Below are 9,386 nucleotides of genomic sequence, written 5' to 3' on the forward strand. Positions count from 1 at the left end.
ATTGACGTGGGAGTTTGGGCTCAGTTGGGCGACAAAAAGGCATCAGGGACCCCGATAAGTCCCGCGCCATCATCTGCGCCAAGTTCGGAGTTAAGCGCAGCTGATCAACAGGCGCGGTTTGAAGCCACCGCTCTGGTGATGCAGGCGATCTCTGTGACCAAGGACGACGTTCAGCCGGTTTGCGATCTGATTGTTGCGCTTGCCAAAGACCTTTGCGACGCTGTTTTTGCTGGTCTGGTTCTTGGACAGGAAGGCGACGCACTTCAGCGGCTCGTGGCCAGTGTTAACCTGCACCCTGACATTCAGCAGCTCTGGCGCGACGGCAAATACACGATGGAGCCGGGCAATTCTCTGGTGACTGAAACAATCCTCAGCGGCGAGACCAAACGTGTTGTGGATATGGGAGACACTGAATTCCACAAGTCCGGCGATGAGCGGTTCAAGCTGATTGTCGACAAGCATGGGTGCCGCAGTAATCTGTTTGTTCCTCTAAAGGTGGATGGCGGTGCAATCGGATGCTTGATGTTGGCGCGAGACGAGGTGCGGCCCTACACCGACGATCAGGTCAAGCTCGTCGAAACCTTTGCCGCCCAAGCGGTAATCGCCATTGAGAATGTGCGCCAATTCTGCGAATTGCAGATCCGCCTGGCACGCGAAGGCGCCACGCGGGAAGTTCTCGAGACAATTAGCCGATCGCGGGAAGATGAGACGCCGGTGTTCCAGACGATCCTGGAAAACACCGCCCGGCTTTGCGAAACAGATGTCGCCACATTGAGCCTTTTGAATGAGGCAGGAACCCACCTTGAATATGCGGCTCATTTCGGTGATCAGTTGGCGACCTACGAGGTCGGCGTAGATCGCTGGTCACTGGATTCACATCTCCAGATTGCGGAATCCGTGCGCGAGGCAAGCGTCATTCACAATGTCGATTTGCGCCTGACTGACCAGTATATCAAAGGCGACCCATGGCGCCGTCAACTTGTAGACGAAGAAGGTGTCCGGTCATTTCTGACGGTCCCACTAATGTCGGCAGATGGAACGCCCGTGGGCGTCATCGGCATTTACCGACGTGAGGTTCGCGCATTTACAAACGACGAGATCTCTCTGGTTGAGGGCTTTGCCGCCCAGGCCGTGATCGCCTTGGACAACACGCGACAATTGAATGAGTTGCACACGCAATTAGAGCGTCAGACGGCAACACAGGAAATTCTAACGGCCATTAGCCAAAGCCGTGATGACGATGCGCGCGTCTTTGACACAGTGCTTCAACAAGCCACTAAGGTTTGTGGCGCAGATCAGGCTGCGCTTGTCTTGATCAATAAAGCTGGAACCCACGGCCGTTTGGCTGCGAATTGGGGGCATCAGAAAACCGAATTTGATATCGGACAGGAATGGCTAATCGAAGGATCGGTTACCGTTGCCACGGCGATACGGACAGGTCAGGTTTTTCGCGTGGATGATCTGGTTGAAACGGACTTTTTCCGCTCAGGGCATCCTACAGCCATAAAGATGGTCGAAGTTGAAGGCATTCGATCACGCGTTGCGGTTCCCCTGATGCAAGGAGATCAGGCCATTGGTGCCATCGCGGTCAGCCGCCGGGAGGTCCGACCATTTGCTGACCCTGACGTGCAGTTGATTGAAGAATTTGCCAAACATGCAGTCATTGCCATCGAAAACACGCGTCAGTTTCGCGAAGTACAGGAACGACTCGAACGGGAAGAAGCGTCGCGCGAAATCCTCGAAGTCATCAGCCGCAGTCGCGATGACGATAGCCCTGTCTTCAATAGCATACTCGAAAATGCCAGCCGTTTGTGCAAAGCGCCGCTGGCCTTTCTGTGTGTCGCCGATCACGAACGTGGCCTTGCAACAATTCCGGCCAATATCGGTGCGCGAACGGATTTTGATGAGGCCCTGAAGGGGTTCGTGGAGCCCTTGACCCGTACGGAACTCGTTGCAATCCGCCCTATGATCGATGGCCAGGTCATCCGGCAAGACGATATTGTAGATGATCCGCTTTATTATCGGGATCGCGACCCAAAGCGGGTTCAGATGGTTGAGGTCGAAGGGGCTCGCTCGGTCCTTGCTGTGCCGTTGATGAAGGACGACACGGGTCTTGGGGTGATCGTTCTCTATCGCCGTGAAGTTTCGCCATTCTCGGATGATGACGTCGCTTTGGTCAAAACATTTGCGGCCCAAGCCGTGATCGCGATGGATAACGTACGCCAGTTCCGAGAGGTGCAGGACCGTACCGCGGAAGTCACGCAAGCCTTGGAGTATCAGACTTCAACATCCGAAGTGCTGCGTGTGATCTCAGCGTCTCCCAATCAACTGTCGCCCGTTCTGGACGCCATTCTTAAAGAAGCGTCGCGCATCTGCGAATTGCAAGATGCCTATGTCGCGATGCTGAACCCGGACGATGGGCTTTTTCATGTGCACTCGACGCTCACACAGGACACGGCCTTTACAGAATACGTCAAAGCTCACCCGATTTCGCCAACGGAGAACGGTGTAAGTGGGCGTGCGATCTTGTCGAAACGCACAAGCTATGTCGAAGATGTCGAAGCGGATGAAACCTACACCTGGTTGGAAGAAAGCGGCGTAGGTGATTACAAATCATTGCTTGGACTTCCGCTTGTCAAAAACGGCGAAGTCGTAGGCGTTATCTCTGTTGGGGCGCCAGTGGTCTTGGGTTTTTCCGCCAAACAGATCAAACTGCTGGAAACTTTTGCGGATCAGGCCGTTATCGCGATTACCAACGCAAACCTTTTCCACGAGTTGGAGGAGCGGACAGAAGAAGTCACGCAGGCACTGGAGTATCAAACTGCCACTTCAGACGTATTGTCGGTGATTTCGCGATCTCCGAATGAGCTGGAGCCGGTGCTGAAGGAGATACTGAAAGTCGCCAGCCGGATTTGCGAGCCAAAATATGCGGCAATCTCGATTCTGAATCCCCAAGACAACCTTTACCATACTGACATCATGCTCGACTTTGACAGTGATTTCATGAAGTTCATGAAGGCACACCCAGTGCCGGCAGGTCATGGGAGCGGTATTGGCCAAACAGCTGCACGCGGCGAAACAGTCTACTACGAGGACACTGAAGCTAACGAATACGCCTGGAAGGAAGCCGCACGTATTGGCAAGTATCGCTCGCTTCTGGGTGTCCCATTGGTCAAGGATAAGGTCGTGGTCGGTGTGATCGTGCTCTGCCACGACAAAGTCGCACCATTCGATTCAAAACAAATCGCCCTCTTGGAAACGTTCGCGGCCCAAGCTGTAATTGCGATCAACAACACCCGGTTGTTTGAAGAAGTTCAGGCCCGTACCGCCGAAGTTGAAGAAGCACTGGTGCGCGAACAAGCAAGTGCAGAAGCTCTGCATATTATCAACGAAGCGACTTCCAATTTGCAGCCGGTGTTTGACCTTATCGTCAAAAAATCAGCCGAACTCAGCCGCGCGCGGTTCTGCGTGTTGGATCAATATAAAAACGACAAATTCTATTACTGTGCGCAACACGGATTTCCGTTGGAGTTGTTTTCGGAGCTGATGTCGGATTACCCGGTCTCTGATACAGAAGGGCACATGTCGGCTTTTGTTGTCGAAGCAGGTGCCCCGGTTCAAATCGAAGATGCACAGAAATCGACGTACTACGCCCCAGAGTTCGCCGCAGCTGTTGGATGGCGTCGTATGCTGGGCGTGCCAATCAAGGCAGGCGGCAAAGTGTGGGGCTGCATCAACCTTGGCTGGCCAGGCACAGAAGAGCCAGCACCTGAAACAATCGAGTTGGTCCAAAGTTTCGCTGCCCAAGCGAGTATCGCCATCGAAAATGTCCGTTTGATGCAAGAAACTCAGGCTCGCACCGCGGAAGTCGAAGAGGCGCTGAAGTACCAGACAGCCACGTCTGAAGTGCTCGGCGTCATATCCCGCTCACCGAACGATCTTCCACCGGTTTTGGACGCCATCCTGGAGGTTTCGTCGCGTATCTGTTCACCGGAATACGCGTTCTTTGCAATGAAGGATGCTGACGATGGCCTTTACCGCGTGGCCATGTCCCACAATGTCAGTGGTGCTTTTCTCAAATTCCTGTCCGATAACCCTATCGCGCCAGAGGAAGGTTCTTGCATCGGGCGCACGGCCTTGCACGGCAAGACGGTTTATATAAAAGACACCCGTAGGGATCCGACTTACACATGGAAAAAAGCGGCTGAGATCGGGGACTACCTAACCACCCTTGGTGTCCCCTTGGTCAGCAATGGCGTAACTGTTGGCGTTATTGTTATGGCGCATCGGCAGGCAGCAGCGTTTAGCGACAAACAAGTCAGCCTGCTGGAAACTTTCGCGTCCCAGGCCGTAATCGCCATCAACAATACGCGACTGTTCAAAGAAGTGCAGGCCCGCACTGCAGAAGTTGAAGAGGCATTGGGGTATCAGAAAGCCACATCCGAAGTGCTTGAGGTGATTTCCCGTTCCCCTGACGCTTTAGAGCCGGTTTTGGAAGCGTTGGTGGCGGTTTCGTCGCGCATCTGCCGCCTGCAAGATGCATTTGTGGCGCTTAAGAAACCCGAGGACGGAAAATTTCATTTCTTTGCCGGGCACAATCTCACAGAGAGTTTTGCCAAATTTCTCGAGTCGCATCCATTTGAACCGGGGGAAACGTCGGCGACCGCCCGGGCGCTTTTATATGGGCGCGCCGATTACGTTGAGGATACTCAAGCGGACCCTAATTATGATCCAGTCCTTAGGACCAACTTGCATGGATACAGGTCGGTTCTCTCTGTACCTTTGATACGCGACGGTGACACGATAGGTGTCATCAGTATGGGCAGCCGAAATAAAGCCGCCTTTGAGGACAAGCAAATCAAGCAGATGGAGACCTTTGCCTCGCAGGCGATCATAGCGATTCAAAACTCTCAATTGTTCAACGATACGCAAGTCGCACTCTCTCGCCAAACGGCAAGTGCGGATGTCCTCAGAGTGATCTCGGAATCGCCGACAGATACCAAACCGGTTTTTGAGAAGATTGTCGGACTGGCTACGGCTCTTATCGATTGCGACTTGTCGATTGCCATGCAGGCTAACAAAACTGAATACTGGCAAGTGGCGGCCGCAACTCCGGATGGTTTAGAGGAAATCACTTGGACTGAGCGCCTGCCAATTGATCCCGACGACAACCTGCCATCCCGCGTCATCCAGAGAGGCAAGACGCTGCAATTGGATGACTCGCGCTTTGATGAACTATCTCCGCGGGACACGGAAATCGTCGAGCGGCAAGGATTCAAGTCGTTCTTGATGGTACCCTTGATGCGAGGGAAAGACTGTTTCGGCACTCTCGCCTTTATTCGGAAAACGTCGAAGGCTTTCAGTGATGACGAAGTAGCCATTGCCGAATCTTTCGCGGATCAGGCTATCATCGCGCTGGAAAACGTGCGTCTGTTCAATGAAACACAAGCATCATTGGCACGCCAAACCGCAAGTGCGGACATATTACGGGTGATCAGCCAGTCACCCGATGATATCAAACCTGTCTTTGAGGCTATTGCCAAAGCGGGTGTGCGGTTGGTCTCGTCCGATATGGTTGCAGCCATGACTGCGCAAGACAACACGTTCGAGGTTCTTGCGAGGGTTACCGGAGAAGGCGTGGAAGCCCTGGAAGGGAACCAGAGCTTTCCCATCGATCCCGACCCTATGTCCAGCTTCCCGGCACAGGTTTTACACGAAAAAAAGATGCTCCACTTGCCAGATTGGGACGCGCTTGAGCTCTCGCCGTTCGAGCAGATCACATACGACAGGCACGGAATTCGGGCAGCTCTTTTACTTCCCCTCATGAAGGGTACGGCGTGTCTGGGTGTGCTGGTCTTTGCCCGACAAACGGCCGGCGTTTTCACCAAAGACGAGATCGACCTCGCGTTTTCATTCGCCGATCAGGCTGTGATTGCGATTGAGAACGTGCGCCTTTTCCGCGAGGTCGAAAAGGCCCGTGAGGCGGCCGAGACCGCTAACGAAGCAAAAAGCGCGTTCCTCGCCACCATGTCCCATGAAATCCGCACACCAATGAATGCCGTCATCGGGATGAGTGGGCTCTTGATGGATACAGAGTTAGATTCCGAGCAACGCGATTATGCCAACACGATCCGCGACAGTGGTGACGCACTACTGGGCATAATTAACGAAATCCTCGATTTCTCAAAAATCGAAGCCGGACAGATGGACATCGAGAACCATCCCTTTGATCTACGTGAGTGTATCGAAAGCGCGCTTGATCTGATCAGCAGTAGTGCCGCCGAGAAGCAGCTTGATCTGGCCTATGAGTTTGACGACGCTCTGCCCCTTGCAATCAGTGCTGACCTGACCCGGTTGCGGCAGATCCTGCTGAACCTGCTTTCCAACGCGGTGAAGTTCACCGAAAGCGGTGAAGTGGTTTTATCTGTTGAACAAACCGCCAGGAAACGCGGATCGATTGAGCTTACTTTCAAAGTCCGCGACACTGGAATTGGCCTGAGCGAAAAAGGGATGAGCCGTCTGTTCCAGTCCTTCAGTCAGGCAGATAGTTCAACAACCCGCAAATATGGCGGCACCGGACTCGGCCTGGCAATTTCCAAGCGTCTTGCGAAACTCATGGGCGGCACCATGTGGGCACAAAGTGACGGCGAAGGGCATGGCTCGACCTTTGTGTTTACGATCCGGGCCAAACCCTCCAAACCGGTCAAATCATCCTCGCGCGATCTGACGGGTGTTCAGTCCGAGCTTGAAGGCAAGCACATCCTTATGGTGGATGACAACGCCACCAACCGTAAAATCCTGTCGCTCCAGACCGAGAAATGGGGCACTCAAACTACTACCTGCGAAACCCCGTCCGATGCGCTGGCCACGCTCGAGAAGGCTAAAAAGTTCGATCTGGTCATTCTCGACATGCACATGCCAGAAATGGATGGCGAGGAACTTGCCCAGAAAATTCGGGCCAAGCATCCGGACTTGCCGCTGATCCTCTTTAGTTCTCTTGGTCCACGTGAAATTGACCTTGAAGACGGCCTCTTTGCTGCCAACCTCGCCAAGCCATTGCGTCAGTCGCATCTCTTCGACACTCTGGTCACTTTGTTTTCGACCGAAGATATCCCCGTGAAACCGACCAAGCCCGCAGACAAACCCCAGACCGATCCAGAGATGGCAAAACGCCACCCTCTGCGTATTCTGCTAGCTGAGGATAATCTGGTGAACCAGAAACTTGCGCTTCGCCTGCTGGAACAGATGGGCTATCGCGCTGATTTGGCCAGCAACGGCGCTGAGGCGGTCGAAAGTGTGAACCGGCAAACATACGATATCGTATTGATGGACGTGCAGATGCCCGAAATGGATGGGCTCGAAGCTTCACGCCGCATAAACAAAGATTTCCCCGAAGAAGACCGACCGCGTATAGTCGCCATGACTGCCAACGCCATGCAAGGCGACCGCGAGATGTGTTTGGATGCCGGGATGGACGACTACATCGCCAAACCGATACGCCTGCCTATTCTTATCGAAGCCCTTTTGAATGTTCCCAGGAAAAGCAAGTAATCCATGACAAACGGCCCAATTGATCTTGATATCTTCGCTGAACTCAAGGACGCGACTGGCGACGAATTCGCCGCCGAGCTTGTAAACACCTTTCTCGACGAAGCCCTCGGCATGATTGCCGAATTGAAAGCGGCTGCCGACGTGTCCGATGCTGATGGATATCGCCGCGCGGCTCATTCCATTAAATCGAATGCAAACACCTTTGGTGCGACTGCACTGGCCGAGTTGGCCAGAAAAATCGAGCTCGGGGACATACCCGCGACTGGTGACCTTACAGATGCGAAAGCCCTGGAGGCCGCTTTCGCCAAAGCTGCTGTGGCCCTGCGGACCCTGAACAATGACTGATGCACCCGGCCATCTCCTCATCGTTGATGACAACAAAGTCAATCGGCTACTCCTGTCTCGCAACGTTGAACTGTTGGGGCACAAAGCCTCTGTCGCGGAGAACGGCCTCGTTGCGATGGAGATGTTGTCGAGTCAGTCTTATGACCTGCTTCTACTCGATATCGAAATGCCGGAAATGGACGGATTTCAGGTTCTGGAGGCAATCAATGCGGACCCCGACCTGCGCGAATTGCCGGTGATTGTGACTTCTTCGGTCGAAGGGCTCGACAATATTGTGCGCTGCATCGAGTTAGGCGCAGAAGACTACTTGCCCAAGCCGGTGAACAAGACGCTTCTCAGCGCCCGCGTCTCCAGCTGCCTTGAAAAAAAGCGACTGCGGGACGAACAAAGACGCCTTCTCGAACGCTTCGCAACCACCGAGGTTGCGCAAGACCTGCAAGAGTCTGGGTTTGCCATCGGTGGCAAACGTGCAAACGCATCGGTTCTTTTTTGCGACATTCGCGGTTTCACAGCCCTTTCAGAAAACTTAGCGCCCGAGGCAACAATTGATCTACTCAACACCTTCTACACGTTGATGTTCGAGGCGGTGACCAGCAATGGCGGCATTGTCAGCCTGATGCTGGGTGACGGGTTGATGGCTCTCTTCGGTGTTCCACAACCTCTGAACAATACTGCGCAAAGTGCTGTAGCTGCGGGGCATGAAATGCATAGCATGATAGAGATGCTGAATCATGACCGGCTCGCGGATGGAGAACGGGGTCTCAGGATCGGGATCGGTATCGCCACAGGCGAAGTCGTCGCGGGCTATGCCGGTACTGACAATCGGGCGACCTATACCTGTATCGGATCCGCAGTAAATCTCGCAGCCCGATTGGAAGCGGAAACCCAGAACACCGGAAGCCGGATTTTGGTTGATCAAGAGACCCTGGATCTGCTCGACGGAGTTGATATTCAGGAGACATTTGGCGGGAGCCAGATCAAGGGCTTCTCCGATCCATTGGACATTCACGCTTTGTGATTTTCCGACACGAGTATCGTTTCTCCGATATCATTTCCTGAAAGATCGCTTACTACTAAACTCCCCGTCGTCGCAGCCGCTCAATTTGGATTCGCCAACCCCATGCAAAGAGCACATGCAGCACCCCGATGCACGGCGACGTCCAAACGTAGTGGCGTTCAATGCAAAAATCCTGCAGTAAGGGGTTGGTCGGTTTGCCGTATGCATGTCGCAGGCGGCAGGCATGGTTCTGGGTCAGTCAACCCCGCCTACAAGCACGGAATGCGCACCAGAGAAGCTCAGGAGATGAGGAAGGCCGTTACTGAACACGTGCGTATTTCACGCCAACTCGAACGCATGATAGTCGACATGTAGAGATCCTCCGAAAGGAATTGCCCTAAGGCTTCGTGTCCTTAACCCATGAAGCCCAAAGCGCCTTCATTGTTCAGAATCTCAATTGCAGTACCCAAGGCTTCCTGATCCGAAACAAACT

The 9,386-nt window shown here is 53.7% G+C and carries 3 protein-coding genes; all 3 read left to right on the top strand.

What is annotated here, in order from left to right:
• Nucleotides 1-153: 153 nt before the first annotated feature.
• From AC2FLP_RS20900 to AC2FLP_RS20910, 3 genes are read left to right on the top strand one after another with little or no spacing between them, the layout of a single operon-like run.
• Entirely contained in the window at nt 154-7,551 is a 7,398-nt protein-coding gene (locus tag AC2FLP_RS20900) for a GAF domain-containing protein (RefSeq protein ID WP_496686114.1), read from the top strand.
• A 3-nt stretch (nt 7,552-7,554) separates the two neighbouring features.
• Entirely contained in the window at nt 7,555-7,896 is a 342-nt protein-coding gene (locus tag AC2FLP_RS20905) for an Hpt domain-containing protein (RefSeq protein ID WP_496686112.1), read from the top strand.
• On the top strand, nt 7,889-8,914 hold the full coding sequence (locus tag AC2FLP_RS20910) for an adenylate/guanylate cyclase domain-containing protein (protein ID WP_117871492.1): 1,026 nt from the start codon (nt 7,889-7,891) through the stop codon (nt 8,912-8,914). The genes AC2FLP_RS20905 and AC2FLP_RS20910 overlap by 8 nt, the downstream gene beginning before the upstream one ends.
• Nucleotides 8,915-9,386 lie beyond the last annotated feature (472 nt).

The sequence above is a fragment of the Ruegeria sp. CDSA141 genome, assembly GCF_059612005.1.